At 42.1% G+C, this 24,992-nt stretch carries 23 protein-coding genes and 1 pseudogene; 13 read left to right on the top strand and 11 right to left on the bottom strand.

What is annotated here, in order from left to right; genetic code table 11:
* Nucleotides 1-474: 474 nt before the first annotated feature.
* Nucleotides 475-1,926, bottom strand: a complete 1,452-nt coding sequence (locus tag FTU72_RS13700; protein WP_180053021.1) for a capsule assembly Wzi family protein — start codon at nucleotides 1,924-1,926, stop codon at nucleotides 475-477.
* Nucleotides 1,927-2,197: 271 nt separating this feature from the next.
* Entirely contained in the window at nucleotides 2,198-3,724 is a 1,527-nt protein-coding gene (lysS, locus tag FTU72_RS13695; protein ID WP_034704199.1) for a lysine--tRNA ligase, read from the bottom strand.
* Nucleotides 3,725-4,111: 387 nt separating this feature from the next.
* Here lysS and FTU72_RS13690 point away from each other — a divergent pair, with 387 nt between their 5' ends.
* Nucleotides 4,112-4,606: a YqiA/YcfP family alpha/beta fold hydrolase gene (locus FTU72_RS13690; protein ID WP_180053020.1), complete on the top strand. Its 495-nt coding sequence runs from the start codon at nucleotides 4,112-4,114 to the stop codon at nucleotides 4,604-4,606.
* A 39-nt stretch (nucleotides 4,607-4,645) separates the two neighbouring features.
* Here FTU72_RS13690 and FTU72_RS13685 read toward each other — a convergent pair whose 3' ends face one another.
* Nucleotides 4,646-5,188, bottom strand: coding sequence for an adenine phosphoribosyltransferase (locus FTU72_RS13685; RefSeq protein ID WP_004783009.1), 543 nt, complete (start codon nucleotides 5,186-5,188; stop codon nucleotides 4,646-4,648).
* Between the two features lie 478 nt (nucleotides 5,189-5,666).
* On the opposite strand from FTU72_RS13685, the gene rubA reads away from it, so the two are divergent.
* The 5 genes from rubA to FTU72_RS13660 all read left to right on the top strand — a co-directional run bounded on the left by rubA (nucleotide 5,667) and on the right by FTU72_RS13660 (nucleotide 9,843).
* Nucleotides 5,667-5,831, top strand: coding sequence for a rubredoxin RubA (gene rubA / locus FTU72_RS13680; protein ID WP_004783011.1), 165 nt, complete (start codon nucleotides 5,667-5,669; stop codon nucleotides 5,829-5,831).
* A gap of 88 nt (nucleotides 5,832-5,919) precedes the next feature.
* A complete protein-coding gene (gene rubB / locus FTU72_RS13675; RefSeq protein WP_175967056.1) occupies nucleotides 5,920-7,098 on the top strand; it encodes a rubredoxin reductase RubB in 1,179 nt (392 codons plus the stop codon).
* Nucleotides 7,099-7,155: 57 nt separating this feature from the next.
* Nucleotides 7,156-8,094 carry an esterase EstB gene (gene estB / locus FTU72_RS13670; protein WP_218945715.1) on the top strand — a complete coding sequence of 313 codons (939 nt, stop codon included), beginning with the start codon at nucleotides 7,156-7,158 and terminating at the stop codon, nucleotides 8,092-8,094.
* Between the two features lie 13 nt (nucleotides 8,095-8,107).
* Nucleotides 8,108-9,016, top strand: coding sequence for a LysR family transcriptional regulator OxyR (gene oxyR, locus FTU72_RS13665; protein WP_005234587.1), 909 nt, complete (start codon nucleotides 8,108-8,110; stop codon nucleotides 9,014-9,016).
* Between the two features lie 230 nt (nucleotides 9,017-9,246).
* Nucleotides 9,247-9,843, top strand: a complete 597-nt coding sequence (locus tag FTU72_RS13660; protein ID WP_159122824.1) for a DNA-binding response regulator — start codon at nucleotides 9,247-9,249, stop codon at nucleotides 9,841-9,843.
* 48 nt (nucleotides 9,844-9,891) lie between these two features.
* Here FTU72_RS13660 and ppk1 read toward each other — a convergent pair whose 3' ends face one another.
* Together ppk1 and mtgA are read right to left on the bottom strand one after the other, a co-directional pair.
* Nucleotides 9,892-11,973 carry a polyphosphate kinase 1 gene (ppk1, locus tag FTU72_RS13655; protein ID WP_180053019.1) on the bottom strand — a complete coding sequence of 694 codons (2,082 nt, stop codon included), beginning with the start codon at nucleotides 11,971-11,973 and terminating at the stop codon, nucleotides 9,892-9,894.
* 111 nt (nucleotides 11,974-12,084) lie between these two features.
* A complete protein-coding gene (gene mtgA / locus FTU72_RS13650) occupies nucleotides 12,085-12,759 on the bottom strand; it encodes a monofunctional biosynthetic peptidoglycan transglycosylase (protein ID WP_004783023.1) in 675 nt (224 codons plus the stop codon).
* A gap of 77 nt (nucleotides 12,760-12,836) precedes the next feature.
* Between mtgA and FTU72_RS13645 the strand changes: the two genes are divergently transcribed.
* The gene (locus FTU72_RS13645) at nucleotides 12,837-13,667 is read left to right on the top strand and encodes a rhomboid family intramembrane serine protease (protein ID WP_180010748.1); all 831 of its coding nucleotides are present in this window, start codon (nucleotides 12,837-12,839) and stop codon (nucleotides 13,665-13,667) included.
* Nucleotides 13,668-13,670: 3 nt separating this feature from the next.
* On the opposite strand, the gene FTU72_RS13640 is transcribed toward FTU72_RS13645, so the two are convergent.
* Entirely contained in the window at nucleotides 13,671-16,166 is a 2,496-nt protein-coding gene (locus FTU72_RS13640) for an ABC transporter permease (RefSeq protein ID WP_180053018.1), read from the bottom strand.
* A gap of 1 nt (nucleotide 16,167) precedes the next feature.
* Nucleotides 16,168-16,893: an ABC transporter ATP-binding protein gene (locus tag FTU72_RS13635; protein WP_034704174.1), complete on the bottom strand. Its 726-nt coding sequence runs from the start codon at nucleotides 16,891-16,893 to the stop codon at nucleotides 16,168-16,170.
* Nucleotides 16,894-16,904: 11 nt separating this feature from the next.
* Between FTU72_RS13635 and FTU72_RS13630 the strand changes: the two genes are divergently transcribed.
* On the top strand, nucleotides 16,905-17,534 hold the full coding sequence (locus FTU72_RS13630; protein ID WP_180053017.1) for an arylesterase: 630 nt from the start codon (nucleotides 16,905-16,907) through the stop codon (nucleotides 17,532-17,534).
* A 34-nt stretch (nucleotides 17,535-17,568) separates the two neighbouring features.
* Here the strand turns inward: FTU72_RS13630 and FTU72_RS13625 are convergent, their stop codons facing one another.
* Nucleotides 17,569-18,183: a carbonic anhydrase gene (locus FTU72_RS13625; protein ID WP_004783034.1), complete on the bottom strand. Its 615-nt coding sequence runs from the start codon at nucleotides 18,181-18,183 to the stop codon at nucleotides 17,569-17,571.
* A gap of 308 nt (nucleotides 18,184-18,491) precedes the next feature.
* On the opposite strand from FTU72_RS13625, the gene FTU72_RS13620 reads away from it, so the two are divergent.
* Nucleotides 18,492-19,529 carry an alpha/beta fold hydrolase gene (locus tag FTU72_RS13620; RefSeq protein ID WP_180053016.1) on the top strand — a complete coding sequence of 346 codons (1,038 nt, stop codon included), beginning with the start codon at nucleotides 18,492-18,494 and terminating at the stop codon, nucleotides 19,527-19,529.
* A 14-nt stretch (nucleotides 19,530-19,543) separates the two neighbouring features.
* Nucleotides 19,544-20,551, top strand: coding sequence for a hypothetical protein (locus tag FTU72_RS13615; RefSeq protein ID WP_180053015.1), 1,008 nt, complete (start codon nucleotides 19,544-19,546; stop codon nucleotides 20,549-20,551).
* Nucleotides 20,552-20,589: 38 nt separating this feature from the next.
* Here the strand turns inward: FTU72_RS13615 and FTU72_RS13610 are convergent, their stop codons facing one another.
* Both FTU72_RS13610 and nfuA read right to left on the bottom strand, forming a co-directional pair.
* Nucleotides 20,590-22,644, bottom strand: a complete 2,055-nt coding sequence (locus FTU72_RS13610; RefSeq protein WP_249365097.1) for a TonB-dependent receptor domain-containing protein — start codon at nucleotides 22,642-22,644, stop codon at nucleotides 20,590-20,592.
* A gap of 191 nt (nucleotides 22,645-22,835) precedes the next feature.
* Nucleotides 22,836-23,474 (bottom strand): Fe-S biogenesis protein NfuA, encoded by a 639-nt coding sequence (gene nfuA / locus FTU72_RS13605; RefSeq protein ID WP_004783039.1) that lies wholly within the window; start codon nucleotides 23,472-23,474, stop codon nucleotides 22,836-22,838.
* 158 nt (nucleotides 23,475-23,632) lie between these two features.
* On the opposite strand from nfuA, the gene FTU72_RS13600 reads away from it, so the two are divergent.
* From FTU72_RS13600 to FTU72_RS16440, 3 genes are all read left to right on the top strand, one after another.
* Nucleotides 23,633-24,250: a rhomboid family intramembrane serine protease gene (locus FTU72_RS13600; RefSeq protein ID WP_004783040.1), complete on the top strand. Its 618-nt coding sequence runs from the start codon at nucleotides 23,633-23,635 to the stop codon at nucleotides 24,248-24,250.
* Nucleotides 24,251-24,363: 113 nt separating this feature from the next.
* Nucleotides 24,364-24,546 carry a hypothetical protein gene (locus tag FTU72_RS16445; protein WP_257220288.1) on the top strand — a complete coding sequence of 61 codons (183 nt, stop codon included), beginning with the start codon at nucleotides 24,364-24,366 and terminating at the stop codon, nucleotides 24,544-24,546.
* 3 nt (nucleotides 24,547-24,549) lie between these two features.
* On the top strand, nucleotides 24,550-24,891 hold the full coding sequence (locus FTU72_RS16440) for a hypothetical protein (RefSeq protein ID WP_257220287.1): 342 nt from the start codon (nucleotides 24,550-24,552) through the stop codon (nucleotides 24,889-24,891).
* Here the strand turns inward: FTU72_RS16440 and FTU72_RS13590 are convergent.
* A pseudogene (locus tag FTU72_RS13590) lies at nucleotides 24,880-24,992 on the bottom strand (IS982 family transposase); the annotation flags it as partial. The gene FTU72_RS16440 and the pseudogene FTU72_RS13590 sit on opposite strands and share 12 nt — an antisense overlap.

Genomic DNA, 24,992 nt, shown 5'->3' with positions numbered 1-24,992 from the left:
AAATCAATAAATTCACTAAAATGGCTAAGTGAAGGTAAAGAATGTTGAAGGGTGCAATCTAAATTTTCAGATAAAGTCATAAAAAAATGAGCGTATTTACATACACTCATTTTTACTACATTTTACTCATATTTGCTTAACTGACTGGCATTACTTCATAAAGGGCTTTTTTATTTAAGGCCAAAATGCGCAAAAATAAGGCAAGTTTCCACACAGATTCTTCATAGTTTTAACCTTACTTAACATCTATTAACATGAATACTGATGAGTCACATGAGAATGAGTCCTAATATACTTACATACAGTAAGGAATCAAATTTAACTCTCTCCACAGTTAATCTTGATTTAGTTTTGAAAGAAACTTCCTTTTTCTACGCAATGACAACCCCAATCATTGCGTTTTTTTTTGTCTGTAATTTTTGAAAATATAAAAAAATCCTGCCAGATGAGCAGGATTTTGTTGTGTCTTGAATATTAATATTTGAACAAGCCTTTTTCTAATGGAATTTCAATTCCAATAGAGGCACCGCCATCCTGACCATTTACATCTGAGTCACTTATCCAGGCATTAATTTTAAGTGGCATTTCTGGACGAATATAATGCGACCAGGTGACATCTAGTGCTTTAATTTCATCATCAAAAGCAAAAGCAGCATTATTTAAACTTGCACGTTCAGACTGATTCACTTCAGCAAACAATACCCGCCCAGATAAACGGTTCATCGGATCAAAACGGATATCACCACCTACTGAAACCATCTGTGCATCACCACCTAAAGCATGTGCCAGCGGATAACCATGCTGATAAAAACCATCAGTATAATTGGTATGGTTATAAGAAATACCTCGCACCTTGCCGTTAGTACGTGTATCTGCCCATTCTGTATAAAGTTGATATGGCATATTTCTTACAGTCGAAGAATAGTCTATTCCAGCCAGATACATTTTCTTCGCAGGTAGACCACCCGCTTCATCTTCACCTACATATTGCCCATAGAAGCCCATAGGTACCTGTGTCAAAGGAAACAGGTTCAGGCGTGCATCGAAACCAGCAATCTGGTTTGATGGGTCAGGTTCACCCGTACCACCATTATCTTTATTCCCGACAAAAGCATCCCATAATGAACTTAAGCTTTCAGGACGTCCTTCCCCACCCCATTGAATCGCACGAGAAGCACCTAGCTCCAAGTAAGATAAAGGTTGTGCTGTTACCCGAAGACCAATTAGTTTGGCATCTGGAACGGCAGTATAATCATCCAATTGTCCTGCAAAAGCCTGATATTGCCACGGTCCAATCCAGGACAGCCATTTAGTTTCAAAAGCTGTTTGTTCTGCACGTTGTGCCATAAATCCATATACTGGGCGGCTAGCATCGCCGCGAATCAAGCTGCCATCATGTCCCGGACCCCAATAGGTCGGAATTTGGCCGGCAATCAGCCATTGATTCCAGAGTTTCCCTGCTAGATAAGATCCTTCCAGATTTACATCCTGATCATTCTCAATTTGTCGATCTTTTTCGGCATTAACCCGGAGTTTGGCATCCCAGTTTTCGCCACCTGCATTAAACTCTAAAGCTGCCTGAAATTGTGCCTTTTGCTGATCGCCAAAGGCTTGAGGAATATCTTTTGGATCACTTTCCGCAAATAAGCCTACTTTGAGCTGCTGATTGTCTGCTGTTAATTTTGCCAGAACTGAATCAATAACACGTTGTTGTACTTTGTTACTCACTTGTGCATTGGATAGAGCACGTTGAATTTCATCACCACTGAGCGGCCAGGTCGAGGTACTGATCTGGATCACCCCTTGCTGGTTTAACCAGTTCAAGTCAGTACGAAGATTTGCATCATTCAGAACCAGCCCTTGAGCAAAAACAGGAAGCGAAAGTGTCGTAAGAAGTGCACTTAATAATGGTTTTTTTAGAAACATGGGATCAATATTCTCAAGTTTATTTTTGCCTAACCATAGATATTTCAAAAATAATATTCAATGGCGAAACTGTATCAGTATAATATGAAACCCTAGATTTAATTGACTTTTAAAATAAAAAATCGCTTCGAGAAATGAGATAGAAATACAAAAATGAAATCACAAATGTAAAAAATAGAATGAAATAATGCTGGGTTTTAATTTTATTTAAAATAAATACTGAACACATAAAAAAGGCAGTTTTAAAAACTGCCTTTTTTCGAATAAGTCATTAGTGTTTATGACGCATATGCGGGAATAAGATTACATCACGGATACTTGGTGCATTCGCAAAGATCATCACCAGACGGTCAATACCGATCCCTTCACCTGCTGTAGGAGGCAGACCATATTCCAGAGCTTCAATGAAGTCAGCATCATAGTGCATTGCTTCATCATCACCCGCATCTTTCTCAGCAACCTGTGCCTGGAAGCGTTCAGCCTGATCAATCGGGTCATTTAATTCTGAGAAGCCATTTGCCAGTTCACGACCACCGATAAAGAATTCAAAACGGTCTGTAATATGCGGATTTTGATCATTACGGCGAGCTAGTGGAGAAGTTTCCGCTGGATATTCAGTCACGAATGTAGGCTGACGTAGTTGAGTTTCTACCGTTTCTTCAAATACGATGGTTTGCAGTTTACCCAGACCAAAACCTGGTTTTACCTGTTCTTTCAGTTCTTCCTGAATGAATTTCGCCAGGAACTCACGGTCATTGACATTTTCTGGAGTGAACTGTGGATTGTGCTCAAGAATGGCGTCAAACATTGAGATCTTTTTAAATGGTCCTTTGAAGCTAAAGACTTCATCGCCATAAGGCACATCAGTGGTACCCAGAATATCAATTGCCAGTTTTTCCAGCATTTGCTCTGTCAATTCCATCAGGTCTTTGTAATCTGCATACGCCTGGTAGAATTCGATCATAGTGAATTCAGGGTTATGACGAGTAGAAACACCTTCATTACGGAAGTTACGGTTAATTTCGAATACGCGCTCGAAACCACCCACAACCAGACGTTTCAAATAAAGCTCAGGTGCAATACGCAGGAACAACGGCATATCCAGTGCATTATGATGCGTTTCAAATGGACGCGCAGATGCTCCACCAGGAATTACGTGCATCATCGGGGTTTCAACTTCCATAAAACGTTTGTCGTTCAGGAAGCTACGAATACCGGCAACAACTTTGGCACGAACTTCAAAAGTTTTACGGGTTTCTTCATTTACGATCAGATCAAGATAACGCTTACGATACTTCACTTCAGTATCAGTCAAACCATGGAACTTGTCTGGAAGTGGACGTAATGATTTTGTCAGTAATTCAAAATGTTCGATATGAACATACAGGTCACCTTTACCAGAACGACCGATATAACCTTCAACTGCAATGATATCGCCCAGATCCAGGCCTTTGATCGTTGCAAGTACTTCTGGCTCAAGCTCTTTGCGTGGAACATAAAGCTGAATACGACCGGTCATATCCTGAATCACGATGAATGAACCGCGGTTCAACATCACACGACCTGCTACTTTTACATGAACGTGTTCGCCAGCTTCAATTTCTTCTTTAGATTTATCAGCAAACTGGTCTTGTAAATCTTGCGCATAATGTTCACGTTTAAATGTGTTTGGCCATGGGCTAACACCAGTTTCTTTTGCGTGGTCTTGAATCTGCTTTAACTTGGCATGACGCTGTGCAATTAAATCGTTTTCGGAAATGATTTGTTCAGAAGTCGATTGAGCGTTATTTTGCGTCATCTCTGCCTCGGATAAGATTAGTTAAAAAATAGAAGTTGCATAGAATAGCAGAAATCTGCATCAAATCGTAGCGTAAAGACTTCCCACACGTGGCTTTTCTTGAGAAAAATTTCTGGATATATGAAATTTTTAAAAACAAATGATTTTCATTATTTTCAGTTTCGAATTTTATGATTGGTTTTTTTAGAATATTGCCCAACTTTTGTTAGATGAAAGTCCAAGACCTCAATCCTCTGCACAAATTCTGCCTTTATATCCCGTATCAGCTTAGACCAATAGCTAACTGCTTCCTCGAAATAGACGTTTTACAATAATGACCATATTAGAAGGTGGTGTCTTAACACCCTGACCACGACTTTGCCATGTCCGATAAAAATGAGTAAAAATATGTCTAAAATATTGTTTTTTCATGGCTTGGATTCGTCAAAACAGTCCACGAAATTTCATGCAATTGATGCAATGCATAAATATTGTATAGATGTGGATTATCGCAATCTGAGCTACCAGTCGGTAGCCGATTTCTACCACGAAATGGTTGAAACCATTAAACCGGATATTCTGGTCGGACACAGTCTGGGCGGTTATTGGGCGCTAAAAATGTCACAAGCTCATCAGATCCCTTGTGTGATCGCGAATCCTAGCTTGCAACCGAATTTCCGCGATGATTATCCTGCGATTTGTGACAGTGATTTGCAGCATGATATTCCGCAAATGGCCTATCTGGAATTAGGCGATGAAATTCTGGATATGCATGCAGCACAAGCTCAGCTTGAAGATTATATGCAAATTCATGCCATTAAAGGTGGTCATCATCGTCTGGAACATCCCGAACAGATTAACGACCTGATTCAGGAAATTGAATATCATTTTATCCGGCAATAAAAAAGCCCCAATAGTTGGGGCTTTTTTGATCATTCAGACTTAAGCAACTGCAGCTTCAGGCTGAGATTTATCGTCAAGTACTGACCAGATGTCCAAGCCTAATTCACCGTGTAAATCTGGCAGATCAAGGAAGATGCTCGCACCTAGAACCTGATGCTGACATTTCTCAGCCAATTCATGAACTGCTTTCAATGTACCACCAGTTGCCAGTACATCATCCACAATAATCACTTTTTGTCCCTGAACCTCTGCAGACATTTCCAGACGGTCCAGACCATATTCAAGGCTATAACCTACACCTACGACTGGAGGCGGCAATTTACCTGCTTTACGAACCAGCAATAAGCCTTTGCCCGTACGCTGCGCCAACAGGCTTGCCAGCACAAAACCACGTGCTTCCACTGCCACAAAGCTGTCTACTTCAGCAAGCTTTTCTTCAGGAATGCTGGCAATCAAAGCATCAGTTAATGGCCCTAGATTATTCATGAATAATGGAGTCAAATCGAAGAAACAAATGCCTGGTTTTGGGAAATTCTGGACAGTACGAATGTGAGACCACAGAGAAGTAGACAAATTGCTCATGGGAGATCTTTAAACAAGGAAAGGAATAGGTGAATTTTAAACTAAATTAACAATGTGTAACAACAACGACTGTGCAATATTAAAGCAGAAAATAATAATAACCAATTGATTTAAATATATAAATTTATTTTAAAAAATATTTAATAAAGACTTTTCTAAGTCTAAGTTAACTGATTTTAATCATTTTTTCTGCCCGACTTTGGTCTACAACCTAAAATCTAAGCCAGAAACGTGTTTTATAAAACTAAAAATACAATTGTTTGCCTAAGCTTAAATATACTTCTAGTAATGAAATACCTAGGGACTGCCCTTTCTGCTGTTAATTTCACTGATTAAACTTTTATTCGCTTTACTTTATGAATAGAACTGCGTAAAAATTTAGCCAAATATGTTTACTATTAAAAGTCATATTCTTTAGGGTCTTGCCATTTGTGGATTTTAAGCTGACAGCTACAGTTGGTCAGTTTTGGAGAGTTATATGAAAAAATATCAATGCATCGTTTGTGGATGGATTTATGACGAGGCAGAAGGTTGGCCTCAGGACGGAATCGTTCCTGGAACCAAATGGGAAGATATTCCTGATGACTGGACTTGTCCGGATTGTGGTGTTTCTAAAGTCGATTTTGAAATGATTGAAATCTAATCATGTTCTTTTAAAGACCATATTGAATGGTCTTTTTTATGTCCTTTATACCTGAAAAAAACTAATTTAAAAAAGCATGGAGAATCGTATGCATCCTATCGTCATCATTGGTTCGGGCATGGCGGGTTATGCTGTTGCCCGTGAGTTTCGCAAACTCAACCCAGACCATGAACTTGTCATGATTTGTGCTGATGATGCGACTAATTATGCAAAACCTACGCTTTCTAATGCTTTAGCAGGAAACAAAGCGCCAGAACACATCCCTTTGGGTGATGCAGAAAAAATGTCAGCACAGCTGAAAATGCGCATCGAAAAAAACACCTGGGTCAAAGTGATTCATCCTGAACAACATCAGCTAACTTTAGAAAAAGACGGTCAGGAAAGCACACAGGATTATTCTAAACTGGTGCTAGCTGTAGGTGCCAATCCAGTACGCCTAGCCATTGCCGGTGATGCCAGCGACGATATTCATATGGTCAATAACCTGACTGACTATAAAGCTTTCCGTCATAATCTGGCAGCACGTGAGGATAAACGCGTGGTGATTCTAGGCGCAGGCCTGATCGGCTGTGAATTTGCCAATGACTTGCAGCATACCAATCATCAGGTCACTGTGATTGATCTGGCACCCCAGCCTTTAGGTCGCTTATTACCAGCTCATGTCGCAGATGCTTTTCAGCAAAATCTTGAAGAGACGGGCATTCATTTTGTATTAGGAACAACAGTTGAAAAAGTCTCTAAAGTTGAAAATGGTGACTATCTGGTAACACTTGCCAATGGCCAATCAGTAGTTGCTGACGTGGTGCTCTCTGCTGTGGGCTTACAACCGAATATTTCTGTCGCAAAAGAAGCCGATATTCATACCAGTCGCGGGATTCTGACCAATACAAAACTAGAAACCAATCAACCGGACATTTATGCAGTAGGCGACTGTGCGGAAGTAAATGGAATGCTTTTACCATATGTCATGCCAATCATGCAGCAGGCCCGCGCCCTGTCTAAAACATTGAATGGCGAACATACTGCAGTCCATTATCCAGCAATGCCTGTTGCGGTAAAAACGCCAGCTGCGCCATTGACTGTCCTTCCTGCTCCGGTTGATGTCGAAGTAACTTGGGAAAATGAAGAGTTTGATGACGGTATGCTGGCCAAAGCCTTTGATGCCAGCGGTACTTTGCGTGGATTTGTCCTGCTTGGTGCCACTGCTGCCAAACAACGCCTGGCATTGACCAAGCAGGTTCCTGACTTGATTCCAGCTACAGTTTAGATGTTTAATACAAAGGACATTTTTTAAGCGAAATGTCCTTTAATCAGGAAATACATCATGCACAGTGCCCTGCAGTTCAATCATTCTCCGTATACAGCTTTCATGCGTGAAACCAAGGCCGATCTTGGCAATGGCATCGAATTGCACGTGGAAGTCGGAGGAAATCCTGAACACCCGACCATTCTGCTGATTATGGGACTTGGGGCACAGATGCTATACTGGCCCGATTTCTTCTGTAAATCACTCATTGATCAGGGCTATCATCTGGTGCGTTTTGACAACCGGGATATTGGTTTATCTTCCAAGATTCACCATAAAGGGCCTCGCTTAAACACCTTAAAAATGATGAGCCGTTTTGTACTGGGTTTAGGCAATCAGGGCGCGCCTTATACGCTGTACGATATGGCAGATGATGTACATCTTCTGATTGAAAAAATGGGACTGGGTCAGGTCTATGTGCTCGGTGCCTCTATGGGCGGCATGATTGCCCAGATTCTGGCCGCACGTTATCCTGACAAAGTTAAAAAAATGGGCTTACTGTTTACCAGTAATAACCAGCCACTGTTACCCCCGCCTTTTCCAAAGCAACTCTTTAGTTTAATTGACAAACCCGCTTCCACAGATGAAGATGGCATTGTCGATCATAGCTTGAAGCTGTTTAATATTATTGGCTCACCGGGTTATGTGAATCATCTGGAAGCGATTCAGACCGCCCGTAAGTTATATAAGCGAAGTTACCATCCAGCGGGTGTACTTCAACAGTTTTTAGCAATATTATGTACGGGTTCATTGCTGCAACTGGACAAGCAAATCCAACAAGAGACCCTGGTGGTTCATGGTGCTCGTGACAGATTGCTGCCTCCTAGTCATGGTAAGGCTGTTGCAAAAGCAATTTCAGGGGCTAAATTTGAATTAATTGATGGAATGGGGCATGATATCCCTCCGCATTTTATTCCATATCTTAGCGAATTATTTGCTGATCATTTTAAATCATAAACATTAGGACACTATGGCTGCATTACCATCCCTAAGACAGCTGTCATACCTCGTAACACTGTCTGAGACGCTGCATTTTACAGAAGCTGCTCGCCGCTCATTTGTTACCCAGTCAACTTTGTCTGGCGGTATTATGGAGCTGGAGCGTTTACTCGGTGGCGTTCTTGTTGAACGCGATCGCCAGAATGTACGTTTAACGCCGCTTGGTGAACAAGTGGTTGCACGTGCCCGTGTTCTACTGGCTGATGCTCAGGACTTAATGCGTTTAAGTCGTGAAATGAGTGAACCATTAACCGGTGATCTGCATCTTGGCGTTATTCCAACCATTGCCCCTTTCATCCTGTCGCAATTTCTGGATGAAGTGCATCAGCAGCTACCGAAAATTCAGCTACATTTACATGAAGCTCAAAGTGAGAAAATTGTAGAGAAACTGGAGCATGGTAATCTGGATATGGTGGTGCTAGCGCTGCCTTTCGATACCCGTAGCCTGAAAGTTGCTGAAATTGCCAAAGAGAATCTGTATCTGGTACATCACAAATCTGACCAGAATGCGGCTCAAGCCAAGTCTCTGGAAGATCTGGATCTGTCTCGCCTGATGCTGTTGGAAGAAGGCCATTGCTTGCGTGATCATGCATTGAGTGCCTGCCCGATTGGTGAGCGTAAAAATGATCATCGCCTGAAAGCAAGTTCATTACCGACGTTGATCGAAATGGTGTCTGCTGATCTTGGTTTTACCCTGTTGCCAGAAATTGCACTGCATACCAATATGATCAAAGCCAATCCGGATCTGCGCATCAATCCAATCAATGCTGCACCAAGCCGTACTCTGGCGCTGGTCACTCGTAAGAGCACACCGCTACAAAGCGAATTCGATGTGTTATTACAAATTTTGCAAAAAATTACTGCTCACGATGCAGCTTAATTAAGCCCTAATAAAAAAGGAGCACTTAGATTGCTCCTTTTTTATTGCCTACGTCTTCTGATAAATTTAATTTTTATAAATTCAGTCAATTAAAATGATTCAAAACCAATTTTTAAACTTTAACTATTTATAATATATAAAAATTAAATCCCTATTTCTTGGGATTGGCATTGAAACTAATTTAAGCCAAAATACATCTGTATATTAATTACTCTCAGGATAAGATTTCTTTGGCCTCATTTTTGCCTGCACCGGTATTATTGGTGCAACCTTATCCACCCCCGCTCTCTTCCAATCTTGATCTTGCATTGCTACAGCTCGGTTATCAACCGGATATGCTGTCCTATACCGATCATCTGTCTGCTCAATCCCATATTGAACAGTATCTTCCCAATCTCGTGTTATATGAGATTCATGAGAAAGCACAACTTAAGAATCTTAATATAATTCAAGCACGAATCCAGATTCCTCATCTGATTGCAGTTTTAGCTGATGATTCACCTGAAATGATTAATTTATTCTTGTCATCTGGCGTAGATCGATATCTGATTGCATCGCATCCTGTTTCAAAAATAGTAGCGAGCCTGAAAATTATCCTACGCGGTGGTTCCGATTTACATCCTGAATTAGCCCGTTATTTAGTGAGTCAGGAAACAAAAATACATTTTTTAAATCAGACTGAAGTACAGATTTTAAAGTATTTCAGCCAAGACCTGACTTTGGCCGAAATTCAAAACAGATTAAGTCTGCACGATTACCAGATTTATGCTGCTATTCGCAAAATCTATCAAAAACTCGCGAATCCATTTATCCATTCTCAAAATTAACAAAATATAAAAAAGGCTGAATTATCAGCCTTTTTAGTTTGCATAGAGTTATTTAAAGGTTTCCAGCAAGGTACGCTGTGCATTATGCGGTTGTTCACCTTCTGCAACTTGGGCACGCACCCAGGTTCCATCTCCTTGTAACAACCAGGCCTGCTGATTGTCTTTCAGGTAATTTAATAAGCCTTGCTGGTAAATGCGTTTCTTTAATGCTTCATCTTCAATCGGAAAACAGGCTTCTACACGATTAAACAGGTTACGATCCATCCAGTCTGCGCTTGAGCAATAAATGCGGGAATTGCCATTATTGCTAAAATAAAATACGCGCGTATGTTCCAGGAAACGGCCGACGATTGAACGTACCCGAATATTCTCTGAAAGTCCCGGCAAGCCTGGACGTAGACAACAAATTGAACGGATAATCAGATCAATCTGTACACCTGCTTGAGAAGCTTCATAAAGTTTATTGATCAGTTGCAGCTCAGTTAAAGCATTGACCTTCACGATGATCTGGGCTTTCTTGCCCGCTTTGGCATTGGCTATTTCATTATCAATATAGTTGATGAGCTGGGCATGCAAGGTAAATGGCGCATGGAGCAGCTTTTTCAGCTTGGCCATTTTCCCCATTCCAGTCAATTCCTGGAAGATACGATGCACATCTTCACACAGATCCTTGTCTGTGGTTAACAAGCCATAATCTGTATAAATCCGTGCATTGCCCGCATGATAATTCCCGGTTCCCAGATGCACATAACGCACCAACTTGTTATTTTCTCGGCGTACCACCAGAATCATTTTGGCATGGGTTTTATAACCAACAATGCCATAGACCACGACAGCACCCGCTTCTTGCAGCACATTGGCAACTGCAATATTAGATTCTTCATCAAAACGTGCACGCAGCTCGATGACTGCAGTCACTTCCTTACCGTTACGGGCCGCCTCTGCCAGCACCTGCACGATCTCGGAATCTGGACCACTACGGTACAGTGTCTGCTTGATCGCCAGCACCTGAGGGTCTCGTGCCGCTTCACGTAACAGCGTAATCACTGGAGCAAAAGATTCAAATGGATGATGTAGCAAAATATCCTGCTTCTGCATGGCACTGAAAACATTTTCAGATTTCTTCAGTACTTTAGGCAGAATTGGCGTATGTGAATCATAACGTAAATGTGGACGTTTGAAGTTGGACAGTAACCGCGCCAGATTAACCGGTCCTGCCACTTTATAGAGCTGTTCTTCATCCAGATCAAATTCTTCCAGCAGATATTCATAAATATGCTGCGGACAATTTTCAGTCACTTCCAGACGGACTGCACGACCAAAACGGCGCGAACTTAGCTCGCCTTTTAAGGCTTTGGCCAGGTCTTCAACATCTTCATTTAAGGCCAGATCGGCATTCCGGGTAACACGGAACTGATAGCAGCCAGTCGCGGTCATGCCCGGGAACAGGTCAGACACATGTTCATGAATGATGGCGGATAACATCACATGATGTTCTTTACCATCAGTCAGTTCATCCGGTAAACGCACAACACGTGGCAATGAACGTGGCGCAGGAACAACCGCAAGATCAATCTGACGGCCAAAGGCATCTTTCCCTTCGAGTGTCACAATAAAATTCAGGGATTTATTCACCAGACGTGGGAATGGATGTGCCGGATCAAGGCTAATAGGCGTAAGAACTGGAGCAACCTGTTCCTGAAAATATTTTTTCACCCAGGCCGATTGTGCCGGTGTTAGCTCTCCACGGCGCAAGAAGCAGATATCTTCCTCACGCAGTTTAGGCAAAATCTCTTCATTTAAAATACGGTACTGACGTTCAATGGCGGCATGTGCAGTTTCGGCAATCTGCTCTAATACTTGTTTTGGCGTCAAACCATCTGGACTGCGGCTTTCATTGCCCAAATCCAGTTGTTCCATGACGCCAGCCACACGAATTTCAAAAAACTCATCTAAATTACGTGAAAAGATCAGTAGAAAATTCATGCGTTCCAGCAAAGGATGCAGAGGATCAACCGCCTGTTCCAGCACTCGCAAATGGAAATCCAGAATAGACAGTTCACGATTAATGTAACGATCATTATAAGTATATTCGGTCAGTGCCGAAGTCGTACTGGCTGCCGTATTCATATCAAACCTACGCTATTTTCAAGTCTTGCTTATTGCTTTTAGTATGCTTCAAATTAATGACATTTTCATAAAAAAAGCCCAAATATTTGGGCTTTATCTTGATATTTTTATTTAAGGGATTTCAGCATAGCGCATATAACGCTGAATCATACGTTTACGTGCTTTTAGGGCTGATGCATTACGATGATCTTCAAAATATTTTGGATTGGTGAGAATCGCTGCCAGGAAGATGGCCTGATCACGAGTCAGGCTCTCTGCAGTCTTACCAAAATAATGTTTGGCTGCCGCTTCTGCTCCATAGATATTGTCTCCAAACTCAATCGAGTTTAAATACACTTCCAGAATACGCTCTTTAGACCACATGCGCTCCATCATCCAAGTCGCAACAGCTTCCTGACCTTTACGCAGGAATGAACGCTTGTTGACAAGGAACAGGTTTTTAGCCAGCTGCTGGGAAATGGTTGACCCCCCTGCCACGACACGGCCTTCATTCTTGTTACGGCTGAGCGCAGTCTGAATACCATCCCAGTCAAAGCCATGATGGTGCATGAATTTTCCATCTTCTGCCGTCACTACCGCCCGCTTGAGATTGGTACTGATTTCATCATAAGGGCGCCACTGATGTTGAATGGGTTTGGAGGGTTCAGTCCAATAATCGATCCGCATCATCATGGTGGTATTCACCGGATTGGTTCGCCACCAGGCTAAACTTGCAAAAATCCACAGTTGAACAAGTAGAATCACACTGACAATCACGAGAAGGGTGCGGGTCAGAAAGGCTTTCATGTCAGTGCGTTACTCCTGAAAATTCAATTTTTCGTGTTAAGCTTATTCGAAATATACAATCACAGCAAAAAAATAGCATGCCTGAATATTCTCCCCCAACAACACATCGCAAACTGGAAATGCAGCTCTGGTGGATGACCGCACTCCTGATCTGTATCAATGTCGGCCTGTTTGGCTGGCAGGTTCTGAATGGAATGGACATCACACAGCCAAGTTCTCCAGATGCCATTCGCTGGGGAGCAGATTATGCACCTTTAACGTATTTAGCGGAACCCATACGCCTGTTTAGTAGCATGTTTTTTCATTTTGGCTTAATTCACCTGATGTTGAATATGTGGGCACTGTATATTTTTGGTAGTGTCGCTGAACAAATTTTTGGCCGGGTCTATTTTACAGGTCTTTATATTTGTGCCGGCCTGATGGGTAGCTTGCTCAGTGGCTATATGAGTATCCAGGACAGTTATGCCTTAATCGAAGGCGGTGTAGCCAATCCTGGCTTATTGCCGGGTGTTAGTGCGGGTGCTTCGGGTGCAGTCATGGGTCTCGGTGCCTCCCTGACTGTTCTATCTTTACTGCCAATGTTGCCCCGTCAGCCTTTTATTCTGGATAAAAAAACGCTCGTAATGATCATGGGCCTTAACCTGGCGATGGGCTTTATGATCAGCGGAATTAACAATGCCGCACATATTGGCGGCATGATCATGGGGGCCGGACTAACAGCGCTCTGGTATCTTGGTCAGAAAATGCAGCGTGGCCGTTTGGTCAGTCTGGTTGCCTTACTGCTCGGCGTCGCTGCCTGTATCGTGCTGTATCAATATAATCTGGCTTTGCTTGAACCGATCCGCCCACTCTGGCAAGAGATTTTACAAATGCTACAACAGCAGTTGGCCGATCAACCTGCGAAATGAATCTTATTGATTCATCTCACGCAGGCTTTGTAAAGGTGGAATCTCGGAAAGATAACTCAGACGATAACGCCCGATCAGGGTACATAATACAGTCATAAACACAGGCAGGATAATCCAGATTTCCCAATGAGGCTGGATGATCAGATCCATCTTATAGCTGGCAATGGCGCTGATCACTTCTGCAAACAGACATGAAACAATACCGGCGAATAGTCCGATAAAACCGATTTCCAGACTCATCATGGTTTTCAGCTTCTGTTTGGAACTACCAAAAGACCGGAGCAAAGCCACTTCACGTTTACGTTCATCCATGAGCAGGTTTAGACAGGCCATCAGTACCAGAAAACCGGATACACTGACCAGCACAGCCAGAATGGTAATGATCTGTACCAGCACATTCACAATTCGTTTGATTTCTTCCAGAATCAGGCTGACATCAATAAATACCGTATTGGAAAACCGCTGAACCAGATTCACCAGTTTATCTTTATCTGTTTCCGGTACATAGAAACTGCCCAGATAACTGCCCGCATTGGCATCCATAGTATTCGGTGCAAAGATAAAGAAGAAGTTTGGACTAAAACTTTCCCACTCTACTGTTCTGAGGTTCACCACCTTGGCCTCAAGTATGCCTTCAGGCAAGCTAAAACTGAGCTTATCCCCCAGTTTGATGCCCAGCTCTTGTGCAGTATTGGCTTCGACCGAAACTTCACCCGGCTGTTTCAATCCTGCCTCCCCTTGCACAATGACATTATCCTGAGGATAGCGGTCCGATTGAGTCAGATTCAGTTCACGTCTTAAGGTATTACTCTTTTTGACCAGTTCAGCAGCAAAAGGATGATCATTTTTCGCTACCAGACGCCCGCGAATATTGGGATAAAGCGGCGTGCTTTTCCAGCCATTCTGTTCTAACTGAGCTTTTAAGTCAGGCATATCAAAAGGCGGCAGACCATAGACAAACTGGTTGGGTGTCCCTTCCGGCAACTGTTGCTGCCATCGATCAAGTAAATCTGTACGCAGTACAGCCAGCACACTAATCAAACTGAGTCCTAAAGCTAAGGCAGTAATCTGTAAAGCGGTCTGATACGGTGTCCGTACATAGGCAGACAGATTGAATTTCAGATTACGCAGCAGTTTTAAAATACTCCAGACCGTAAAATACAGAACAGCACAAAGCAGAATAATGGCCCCAATCACCCAAGCTGTCAGCACGATATTTTCCGTTAAAATCACACTGAAAATAATCAGACTTAAGGTTCCGGTCAGTAACATCCACAACATCGAATGGACGGATTTTTCCTGCTGACGAATGACCCGAATCGGAGGGGTATTCAAGAGCTGAAACAGACTTGGCATGACAAAGCCCAATAACACCACAGCACTGGTCAGCATGGCAATTGGCAATGGTCCCAGCAGCATCGCCTTAGCAGAAAACTCAAGCTGCAAGTTTGGAATCAGCTGTAGCATAAGTTGCAATAAGCCATAACCCAATGCTACACCTATTACGCTACCAATCAGCATGGCGATTAAAAGCACTAAACCTAGCAAAGCCAGATAAGCGGTCAGAATCTGATTTTTGGTCGCGCCAATACAGCGCATCAGGGCAATATGATCCTGATTCTGCTGCACATAACGCTGCGCAGTTAAAGCAATGGCAATCCCGCATAACAAAATGGTGAGAATATTGGCCAGTTGCAAAAAAGTATCCAGATTGGCAATTGGTTTCATTAAACGGGTATTGCCTTCGCTGGCATTACGTAAGCGCAGACTGCCCTGCTGTTCCAGTTCTTGTCCCTCAACCCCAGCATCTGCTTCATCTGAAGTTCCATTTTCAGATTTTATCTTCTGCTTGAACCAGGCTTCATATTGCCGGGTATCGGCTGGATTACCCGCCATTAATAAACGGTAATCAATCCGGCTACCGACCTGAATCGCATTGGTGCGCGCCACTTCTGACTGAGCAATAATTACAGTCGGCGAAAAGCCAGAAAAGCCGAGCTCCTGATTCGAATCCTGCTCGATTTTTGCAGTAACCTTAAATTTGGCATCGGCAATATTCAGTTCATCACCCAGTTTGACCTTGAGTAGATCCATGGCCCGTGAACTCAGCCAGATTTCCCCCGCTTGGATTTTGTCTGCTGCAGGTTGAACCTGTAGCTCTCCTCGTAAAGGAAAAGCCTGATCAATAGCCTTAACATTGACCATGACAAACTGATCATTGGTATAAGCCATCGTACTGAAAAATGTGACTTCAGACTGCTGTAAATCGAGCTGCCTGGCCTGATCACGCCATTCCTGAGCTAGCGGCTCATTATCAGAAAGTACCAAATCTCCAGCCAGCATTTCGGCTGCCTGCAAAGCAACGGCATTCTGAATCTGTTCATTACTGAACTTAAGCGCCGTAGTGGCACTAATCGCTAAGGTCAGCGCGATGATTAGCAGATAAATTCCTGTCGTATTAAAACTTTGTCTGAGTAAAGGACGAAACAGATGCTGCATATCAGCCTCCACTCGCATGTTCAATCAACTGACCATTCACCAGTTCAAAATGACGCTGGCATTGTCGGGCCAGATCAGGATCATGGGTAACCAGAACCAGCGTGGTACCTAATTCACGATTCAACTGAAAGAGCAGCTGTTCGATTTCTTGGGCAGTTTCCCCGTCCAGATTACCTGTCGGTTCATCAGCAAAAATGATTTTGGGTTCACTGACCAATGCGCGGGCAATGGCGACACGTTGCTGTTCTCCACCCGACAACACTTTGGGCGTTTGCTGAGCCTGACGGTCTAATCCGACCTTTTGTAGCAATGCCAGCGCCTTTTGTTCGGCATCACTATATTTAAAATCTAGCTGTAAACGTAAAGGCAGCATGACATTTTCAAGCGCAGTAAGATGAGGTAAAAGCTGGAAAGACTGAAATACAAAGCCAATATTTTTTAGCCGGACTAAAGCACGCTGTTCTTCATTCAAGTTCGATACCAGCTCTCCACAAACCGTTAACTGCCCGGAACTAGCCTGATCTAAAGTGGCCAAAATGCCCAGTAAAGTTGACTTTCCTGAACCGGAACGCCCAGTAATGGCGACCTGTTCTCCAGTCAAAATTTCCAGCGAAAGATCTTCAAAAATAGTCAGTTGTTTTTGTGAAAGTTGTATCTTTTGTGTCAATTTCTGGGCAGAAATAATCGCTTGTGGCATGATGGTCGAATCGTTGCTGCTTTGAATCATACGTGTCCTATATGAAAGATCTAAATCAGAAAAATCGTGTATTGCCTTGCCTGGTATTCTTTGGACTGTGCCTGATTCCTTTTAGTCTGTCGGCAAAGACCATTATGATTGTGGGTGACAGTATAAGTGCTGGTTATGGCATGCAACCACAGCAAGGTTGGGTACATTTATTACAAAAGCGTTTGGACCAACACTATCCGAAACAGCATAAAGTGGTCAATGCAAGTGTGAGCGGTGAAACCACCAGTGGTGCCTTGGCAAGGCTGCCGAAACTGCTACAGACGCACCGTCCAGATATTGTGGTGATTGAGCTTGGCGGGAATGATGGCCTGCGTGGACAGCCACCCCAAATGATTCAAAAGAATTTAGCAGCTCTGGTACAACAAAGTCAGAAAGCCAAGGCGAATGTGGTTGTTTTTGGAATGAAAATGCCACCAAATTATGGCCAGGCATATAGTAAGGCTTTTGAAAATAACTATAAGGTGGTCAGTCAGCAGTATAAGGTCAAACTACTACCCTTCTTTATGCAAGGCGTCGCTGGTAATAAAAGTCTGATGCAACAGGATCAGATTCATCCCAACACCAAAGCCCAGACTATTTTATTAAATAATGCTTATTCTTATATTAAAGGCGCCCTCTAAGGCGCCTTTAACTGAATTAAATCTTAAAATTTTCTTAGAAGTCAAAGAAAGTTACTTCACCGGTTTCAAGTGAATATTCTGCACCAATCACCTGTAGCTTACCTTTAGCAATCAGGCTTTCCAGAACTGCAGAACCATGACGTAATTGATTTACTGAAGCAAATACATTGGAACGGACTGCATGTTTAGATAGTTTATTCAGGTCATCTTTCAGTTCAGTCTGCATTAGAATTTCAACTGATGGACGTACACGGTTCACGATTGACATTAGATTTGCAGATGGCGGTGTTGCCGGATTGGTTAATGCTTCAATTGTTGAATGAATAGCGCCACAATGCGTATGACCCAAGACAATCACAATCGGACAGCCAAAGCTTTCTGCTGCGAACTCGACACTGCCGACCTGAGACGGTGCAACAATATTACCTGCTACCCGAATGACAAACAGATCACCCAGACCCTGGTCAAAGACCATTTCTGCAGGTACACGTGAATCTGAACATCCTAAAACAATAGCAAATGGTTCCTGACTTTCTGCCATTTCAGCACGTTGCTGATGCGATAATAATTTTAAATGCTGCGTTTCACCATTGACAAAGCGCTGGTTACCCTTTTTAAGACGATCTATAGCTTCCTGAGCTGTGAGCATTCTTTTTTACCATCGATGTTTTTAGTGGGAATATCTTACTGCTAGATTTTTTGAATGTCACTTGCAAAAAAAATTAGCTGTAAAATTTTTAGCGCTTTGATGATTTCTTGTTCTGGGAATTTTTCTGTGAAATTCATCACGTTTTTTGAGCAGTTTTTCTGCTCAAGCTAATAATTAACAGATGTACAATATTAAGGAATGCTTTAAAATAAGTGAAAGATTACGATTTGATTCATCTATAAATTGCAAATCGATAACACGGAAGTATTTTGAGCGTTTTTGCTCAGTTTTTTCAGGGGACAGTGCTAATGAAGAAAATAATAAAATTGCGCTCAAAAATTATCTATTCCACTTTAGTCGCTCTGGGTCTTAGCCTATCTAGCCTGAGCCATAGCCAATATCTGTTTACGCCACCGAAAGCCAAATCTGCCGAAGTTTTACAGCTTTACCTGAGCCAGCAACGCATCCAGGCGGGTCTACAATCCAAAACCTTGAAAGTCGGGGATGTGACTTGGAGTTATAGCGAAGGCGGTGCAAAAAACAAACCCTCGATTATCCTGATTCATGGCCTAGCAGGCACACGCGACAATTGGAATCGTGTCGCCCAGTTTTTGACTCCGTATTATCATGTCATCATTCCGGATTTGCCGAGCAATGGCGATACCCGGATTCCAGCAGATTTTGACTTGTCTGTACCCAATGTCACTTCGCAATTACGTGCTTTTGTCGAAACCCTGAAGATTGAAAAGAATCTGCATGTGGCCGGTCATTCTTTGGGCGGCTCAATTGCGACAGTTTATGCATCCCAATACCCTTTCGATACCCAAAGCCTGTTTCTAGTAAATAGTGCCGGCATCTATAAAATGGGCAATACGCCTTATACCAAAGACCCACATGCGCTCAAAGATCTGATTGTCAGTAAACCGGGCGATCTGGAAGATGTCTCCAAACAGCTGATGCAGAATCCACCAGCATTGCCTTACCAGCTTAGACATGCACAAGAAAAATTGCTGATTGCCCGTTCGGAACAAACCAGCAAATCGATTGATCAGGTGGTAATGCTCAACCGGCTGTATACGCCTGATACCTTTGCCCGTCTGACCCGTACAGTGGAAGCCCCGACTTTAATTTTATGGGGAAAACAGGATCGAATTATTAATGTCGAAGTGGTGAAAGAGCTATATTCTTTATTGAAACGTGCTGAAACTCCGGTAATTTTAAATAATGTTGGTCATATGCCGATTCTGGAAGCAGAGAAACAGGTTGCCCAACATTATTTGCCTTTCCTGGCCAAGACACAGACCCTAAAAAATCCACTTGCTGATAAACTCATTCCTTTCAATTAAGTTTCAGAGAAGTTATGCAGAAACACCCGATGATTGAGCAGTTGATTGATGCTCAACTTGATTTTCTTGATCAGGTATTTTCTCAATCTGAAACCATTCAAAGCGAGTTTCATGAGTTTTATCTCTGGTTGCGCAAGCAGTCGCTTAAAGATCTGTGGAGCTGTGAACTGATCAATCAGCTACTACAAAAGCAGATTCTGGATACTGCTGCCAGTTCTTTTCTGATTGAGCAGATTGCCGAACATATCCGGTTCGCATTGGTTCATCCAGCCAATGATACAACCAAAATTGCAGATGTCATTCCGGTACTGACCATTGATAAAATTGCACAATATGTGGCCAGCAAAAGTGGTCATCGTCAGCGCCTAATCAAAGCGGTGGTGAATAACCCTGCTTTCTCGGCCATGATTACGCAACTGATCCAGCATTCGATTCAGGATTATCTGGACAATTCTGTAATAGCCAAGAGTGTGCCGGGCGTTTCCCGTTTTATGAAAATGGGAAAATCTGTTCTGGAAAATGTCACTGATACCAGTCTGGACAACACGGTCGCCCGTTATTTGCAAAAAAATATTTTAAAACTTAGCCAGATGAGTGAGCATGTGCTAAATCAGCACTTCGATGATGAAAAGCTGTATCATTTTCAGGCCAATCTTTGGCATAAGATTAAAGACATGCCGCTTTCCGTACTCAAGAACTATATTGAAACCCAGGATCTGAACCAGACGGTGAGTTTAGGGCACGAGATCTGGGATCATATGCGCCAGACGGAATATATGCAGCAGCAACTGCATGACGGGATTTATACCTGGTATGTACGCAATCAGGAACATACCTTTGACCAGTTATTGCGTGATCTAAATATTGATGAAGCATTGATTCAACATGAATTGAATGAATTGCTGACACCGATTATTCAGCAGATGATTCATCAGGGCTATTTGCGTGAACGTGCCCGTGCCTATCTGGAAAAATTCTATTATGCTGAAAATACCTTAAAAATTTTAAAGATTGAAGACTAAAAAAAGCCGCTCGAGAGCGGCTTTTTCATATCTATGAATTAGAATTTGATATTCATACCCACGGTGTATCTACGACCATCAAGTACAATGTCATAATCGCCATTGGTAATTTCTTTATTGGCAATGTTATAAATACCAGCAGTCAAACTTAAGTTATCTGTCGCTTTAAAGACTGCACCGGCATCAAAAGTACCATATCCCGGTGTCCCATTATCCATAGAAGTACGGCTTAAATAATCACTGGTTTTGCCACGGTAATTATAGTCCATCCAGGTCGTCCAGGTATCTGAAACATCATAATCCAGACCGACATTCAGCATATGTTTTGGCATTTTATTCAAAGGCTGGCCTTTAAATTCGCCACTTTTTTGCTCAGTTTTTGTATAAGTATAACTTGTACTCGCGTGAAGATTATCCAGTACATCATAGTCTAATGTGAATTCAGCACCTTTCATTTCTGCATCGGAAACGTTTTTCATTTGGCTAACAAATCGATATGGCTTGCCATTTGCCGAACATTTCCATTCTTCTACAGGAGAACTATTTGTTGTTCCTGGCGTGTCACATAAACGATCTTCAACAATTTTATCTTTAAAATCAGATTTAAAGACCATTAAACTGCTTGTTAAACCAAGTTCAGGAGCCGAATAGTTAAATCCGAATTCATAGCTCGTACTTTTTTCTGGAGACAAATCAGGGTTACCAATGATGACAGCACTGCCTTTTCCTGTTCTGCTACCAAAACCTTCTGAAATTTGGCTAATCGTTGGTTGTTTATAGCCTGTACTTACACCACCTTTCAAAGTTAAAGCATCAGTTAAATGATAAACACCATAGACACGCGGTGTAATTTCACCACCAAAGTATTCATCTTTATTGTATCGGGCGCCCACAGTTAAAGCGAAATCATCGGTAATGCTCCACTCATTTTCTGCATATAAAGCAAATAACCAACGGTCGAGTGAAGTGACCCCAGTAATATCGGCTAGACCATTTGTGGTATCAGTGATTTTTTCTTTTTGATATTGACCACCCACTGTTAATGCATGGTTACCCAAAAAAAATGAGCCTTGTGTATTAAAGACTTTTAATTCTTCATTTTTTTCGTCAGCAACGACACCACTATAAACTTTTTTAGTTGTTTCATCTTGATAGTATGAATCAAGGGTAAAATTATCGTAACGTGCTTTATGCGTTAAGGTATATAGATTTTTCTCATTTTCATTGATAGAGGCTTGAGTGGCAACATCCACACTTTTACCCAGTGTTGTAGTGTACTGCTGCCCTGTAAAATCATATCTCAAACCAATATCGTTATGTTCATCGACATTCCAAACCAGTTCAGTACCGAGCTTTCTCACTTTCTTCTCAGACTCACTTGAACCAGATTTTTGCCCTTCTCCACCGACAAAGTCACTTTCGTCATTCCCCTGGAAGTTACCATCTATACTTAAAGATAATTTATCTTGAATTAATGGGCCTGTGACATACATGCTGACGCCATAACTATCATTTGCATAATCATTATCAGACTTCGTATATTCAGGAGAAATACTTCCATACCAATTACTAGCAGACGCTTTTTTAGTAATAATATTAATTACACCACCCATAGCATCTGAACCATAAAGTGATGACATTGGACCACGTACGACTTCGATACGTTCAATCATGTTAATTGGTGGTAAATATGCACCAATTTTCCCACCGTCTGTACCATTACCATTCACTGCCCTACCGGCGCTAATTGGTCTGCCATCAACAAGGTATTTCGTATAGGTTGCACCCATACCTCGGATTGTAATCTCTTTATTATTGCCGCCACCTTGCACAGAGACGCCTGGCATATTTTTTACAGCATCAATTACATCTGTATATGATTTTTTTTGTAATTCTTCCGCGGTAATGACTGAAATAGAAGCAGGTGCATCTGCAATATTTTGTTCAAAACCGCCCGCTGTGGTTACCACAATGGTCTGCAATTTAGTAGTTTCAGTCTGTAATGTTGCTTTTTGTTCTTCAGTTACCTGGTCTTGTGCTTGTACTGAAACAGCTAATGCTGAAAGCACTGCAAAGGCCAAAGTCGATTTCATAAACGGCTTACTCATATTCGAAGGTGCCCCAAAAGTTGATTTATGAAGAAATATTGCTGGAATTGTGACGCATTGTATCAAATGTAACTATAAATACAATTAGTATTGATAATTATTATCATTATTAAATCTAGATAAAAAAATACCCCGAGCATTCGAGGTATTTCTTACAAGCTAATTTTATTAGAGACTTATTTGAAATAAGCACCTTCAGCTTGGGTATGGTCAGTTTGGTCAACCACACGTGCCAATTCAGGAATATGCTGTTTCAAGGTTGTTTCAACGCCTTGTTTTAAAGTCACATCAATTGCTGAACAGCCCTGGCAACCACCACCAAACTTAAGAACTGCAGTTAAGCCATGCTCAGGATCTTCAACCACTTCGACCAGTGCACAGTTACCACCATGACCTGCAAGACCCGGGTTAATTTCTGACTGAAGCACGTATGTAATACGCTCTTCTACAGAGGCATCAGGACCGACACGTGGCACTTTAGAGTTTGGTGCACGGAAAGTCAGCTGACCACCAAAACGGTCTTTATTGTAGTCAATAACTGCATCTAGCAAGTATGGAATTGACGGAGAGTCAATATAGGCCGGAAAATCTGGATATTCCTGCTTATAGTCTGTAGGTACAACCTCATCAGGTGCACTATAAGCCATGCAACATTCAGCGCGCGGTGTACCCGGATTTTCTACAAACACACGTACGCCAATACCTGGTGTATTCTGTTTGTCCAATAGATCCTTTAAATACTCTTGTGCTGTCGGTGTAATCAAAAGATTTGGAATTTCTTCTGCAACCGGAGTGTTGCTGTTCTCAGTCGACATAACAATAATTTCCTCAAGCTGAAGCTGCTATTTTAACTGAAGATGCGGGGTAATTATAAAAATTCAACCAAAATTGTCGGATTTATTATAAAAGTCGCACTTTAGATTTGTTTTAATGGCATGATCATTGTCAAATAGATAGAACCAGAATTACTTATATGCTTGATTTACCTTTTAATCATACCGTCACTATTATTCTGATCACCTGTATTGTTTCTTTTATTGCTTTTTCAAAAGAAACGGTAATGAATCGTCTGATTTTCTGGCCGCCTGCCATGCAACGTGGTCAATATGACCGTTTCATTACCCATGGTTTTATCCATGCAGATGGCACGCATTTACTATTCAATATGATCACGCTGTTCTTTTTCGGCAGCATTATTGAAAGTTTTTATCGCCAGTATTTATATGATCTGGGCTTTATCCTGTTTTATCTAGGTGGTCTGGTTGCAGCGATTCTGCCAAGTTATCTGAAACATAAAAATGATGCGCGCTGGGCCAGCTTGGGTGCTTCCGGTGCAGTATCCGCGGTTCTGTTCGCTTATATTCTATTTGAGCCATGGAAACTGATTTTCGTATTCTTTATTCCAGTCCCTGCGATTATTTTTGCTGTTTTATATGTGGCCTATAGCATCTGGTCGGGCAAGCGCGGCAACAGCAATATCAACCACAGTGCCCATCTTTGGGGTGCAGCTTATGGTGTGGTGATGACGATTATTCTGGAGCCGCGGCTTATTCCGCATTTCCTGAATAAACTGACCCAAATCCCCTTCTAAAGTTTTGAATGGTTAAGGGATAGCCATTATCCCTTTTTTAATCATTCACATATGAAAATGATTTTCATTTCTACCAATTATGCTAATCTTGTCGCGAATTTAGAGGAATAAACATGAAATTTAAGACTTTAGCACTTGCCACAATATTAGGACTGACAACTTCTTTTACAGTTTCTGCACAGGTCACTTTCGACTATAAAGACCAAAATATTCAACTCAAAAAAGCCCCGAAAAAGATCGCAGTATATGACCTTTCGGCACTGGATACCTTGAATGCACTAGGGCTTGAAGCTTAACTGGTGCCTGCAGCAAACTTTGTAGGCAACTTAAGCAAATACCAGCAGGACAAATTCACCAAAGCTGGTTCTCTGTTTGAACCGGATCTCAATGTACTAAAAGCTGCTAAACCCGACCTGATTATTGTCGGTGGCCGTTCGGCTTCTAAAGCCGAGGCTGTTAAAGGTATTGCTCCGACTTTAGACCTTTCTCCAAATACTAGCCAATATATTGCCAATCTGACGGAACGTACCCATGTCTTGGCTCGTGCATTTGGTAAAGAGAAAATTGCTACTGAAAAGCTCGGTAAAATCGCAACGCTGCAGCAACAGCTTAAAAAACCCGAATCCTGCTTAAGCCGATGACTTCATAATTTGAATTGTTGGCTTATTTTTATGGATCAGTTGATATGCACACAAGGACGCGTAAATCCCTCCTAGAAATCCATGAACACTACGTGCTTTGC

The organism is Acinetobacter sp. YH12137, assembly GCF_013418535.1.
GTDB lineage: Bacteria > Pseudomonadota > Gammaproteobacteria > Pseudomonadales > Moraxellaceae > Acinetobacter.
This window is presented reverse-complemented; position numbering and strand designations above follow the sequence as displayed.

Coding starts and splice junctions, on each gene's coding strand:
- FTU72_RS13645 (WP_180010748.1), top strand. CDS start 12,837: ATGCCTGAATATTCTCCCCCAACAACACATCGCAAACTGGAAATGCAG.
- FTU72_RS13640 (WP_180053018.1), bottom strand. CDS start 16,166: ATGCAGCATCTGTTTCGTCCTTTACTCAGACAAAGTTTTAATACGACA.
- FTU72_RS13610 (WP_249365097.1), bottom strand. CDS start 22,644: ATGAAATCGACTTTGGCCTTTGCAGTGCTTTCAGCATTAGCTGTTTCA.
- lysS (WP_034704199.1), bottom strand. CDS start 3,724: ATGACGCAAAATAACGCTCAATCGACTTCTGAACAAATCATTTCCGAA.
- rubB (WP_175967056.1), top strand. CDS start 5,920: ATGCATCCTATCGTCATCATTGGTTCGGGCATGGCGGGTTATGCTGTT.
- ppk1 (WP_180053019.1), bottom strand. CDS start 11,973: ATGAATACGGCAGCCAGTACGACTTCGGCACTGACCGAATATACTTAT.
- estB (WP_218945715.1), top strand. CDS start 7,156: ATGCACAGTGCCCTGCAGTTCAATCATTCTCCGTATACAGCTTTCATG.
- FTU72_RS13690 (WP_180053020.1), top strand. CDS start 4,112: ATGTCTAAAATATTGTTTTTTCATGGCTTGGATTCGTCAAAACAGTCC.
- FTU72_RS13615 (WP_180053015.1), top strand. CDS start 19,544: ATGCAGAAACACCCGATGATTGAGCAGTTGATTGATGCTCAACTTGAT.
- FTU72_RS13600 (WP_004783040.1), top strand. CDS start 23,633: ATGCTTGATTTACCTTTTAATCATACCGTCACTATTATTCTGATCACC.
- rubA (WP_004783011.1), top strand. CDS start 5,667: ATGAAAAAATATCAATGCATCGTTTGTGGATGGATTTATGACGAGGCA.
- FTU72_RS13635 (WP_034704174.1), bottom strand. CDS start 16,893: ATGATTCAAAGCAGCAACGATTCGACCATCATGCCACAAGCGATTATT.
- nfuA (WP_004783039.1), bottom strand. CDS start 23,474: ATGTCGACTGAGAACAGCAACACTCCGGTTGCAGAAGAAATTCCAAAT.
- FTU72_RS16445 (WP_257220288.1), top strand. CDS start 24,364: ATGAAATTTAAGACTTTAGCACTTGCCACAATATTAGGACTGACAACT.
- FTU72_RS13685 (WP_004783009.1), bottom strand. CDS start 5,188: ATGAGCAATTTGTCTACTTCTCTGTGGTCTCACATTCGTACTGTCCAG.
- FTU72_RS13630 (WP_180053017.1), top strand. CDS start 16,905: ATGAAAGATCTAAATCAGAAAAATCGTGTATTGCCTTGCCTGGTATTC.
- FTU72_RS13625 (WP_004783034.1), bottom strand. CDS start 18,183: ATGCTCACAGCTCAGGAAGCTATAGATCGTCTTAAAAAGGGTAACCAG.
- FTU72_RS13620 (WP_180053016.1), top strand. CDS start 18,492: ATGAAGAAAATAATAAAATTGCGCTCAAAAATTATCTATTCCACTTTA.
- FTU72_RS13700 (WP_180053021.1), bottom strand. CDS start 1,926: ATGTTTCTAAAAAAACCATTATTAAGTGCACTTCTTACGACACTTTCG.
- mtgA (WP_004783023.1), bottom strand. CDS start 12,759: ATGAAAGCCTTTCTGACCCGCACCCTTCTCGTGATTGTCAGTGTGATT.
- oxyR (WP_005234587.1), top strand. CDS start 8,108: ATGGCTGCATTACCATCCCTAAGACAGCTGTCATACCTCGTAACACTG.